1 protein-coding gene is annotated in these 1,092 nt (G+C 50.9%); it reads right to left on the bottom strand.

What is annotated here, in order from left to right; all coding sequences use genetic code 11:
- Positions 1-1,092: condensation domain-containing protein (locus HFD99_RS24765; protein ID WP_238797293.1), on the bottom strand; the 1,092-nt coding region annotated here is incomplete at both ends.

Genomic DNA, 1,092 nt, shown 5'->3' on the forward strand with positions numbered 1-1,092 from the left:
AGGATGCCGTTCGTGACGATTCCGCTCACATCGAGCGCATATTTCATCTTCGTCCGGTCACTCACGACCGATCCCATCGAGTAAGGAGACATGCGGATATCGCTGTTTGGCAAGTCTTGATCAAACTGTCCGAGATAGTTAAAGCTTACTTGTGGCTCGGCAAAAGCTTGATGTTGACCAAGGTTCAGTACATCTACTTGCTGAATCGCTTGACCAGATTCACTCAAATATCTCCAGATTCCGTAGCCCATTCCCTTATTCGGAATCTGACGCAGGCTCTCTTTGACCTGTTTGATTCGATCCGACAAAGCATGACCACGACCGATATCCAGCAGCACCGGATATGGACTCGTAAACCAGCCTACCGTACGAGAAATGTCCGTATCCGGCAAAATGTTCTCACGTCCGTGTCCCTCTAGGTTGATCAGGCTACGTTCATGACCGGTCCACGTGTACAGCATCATGCCTAGTGCAGTCAGCAGCAAATCGTTCACTTCCGTGTTGTACGCGCGGTGTGCTTGCTTCAATAGTGTTCCTGTCTCTTCTTCCGTAAGCTGGAAGACCACGGTATCCGTGTCAGCCAAGGTAAACGGTTCGGCCTCCGCTTGATCCTCAGGCAAACGTACTTGGTCAGCCAAAGCAGCAGCGTTCCATTGCTCCCAGTAGGCGTATTCGCTGTCCATGGCTACGCTATTCGCATAGACGGAAAGTTTTTGTGACCAGGAACGGAATGAATCTGTTTTGTCTGGTAACTGGAGCGTCTCTTCACGGATGGCCTGTTCATAGGCTACAGCCAGATCCTCGAATAAAATACGCCATGATACCCCGTCCACGACCAAATGGTGAATCGCCATCAGGAGATGATCCCCATCTGCACAGTGGAACAAACCAGCCTTCAACAGCGGCCCTTCATGCAGTTGGATACTGCTTTGAATTTCACTGGCTTTCGCCTCAATAGCTGCGCTGAGCATGGCTTCATCCGTCAAGTTCGTAAAGTCCACCACATCCAGGTGATACAGCTCACCTTCCTGTACTCCGCGGTTCCAGGCTTCATAGCCTTGCTCGGTCTTGCTGAACACCATCCGCAGTGCA

Source organism: Paenibacillus sp. EKM301P, from assembly GCF_011800295.1.
GTDB classification, from domain to species: domain Bacteria; phylum Bacillota; class Bacilli; order Paenibacillales; family Paenibacillaceae; genus Paenibacillus; species Paenibacillus polymyxa.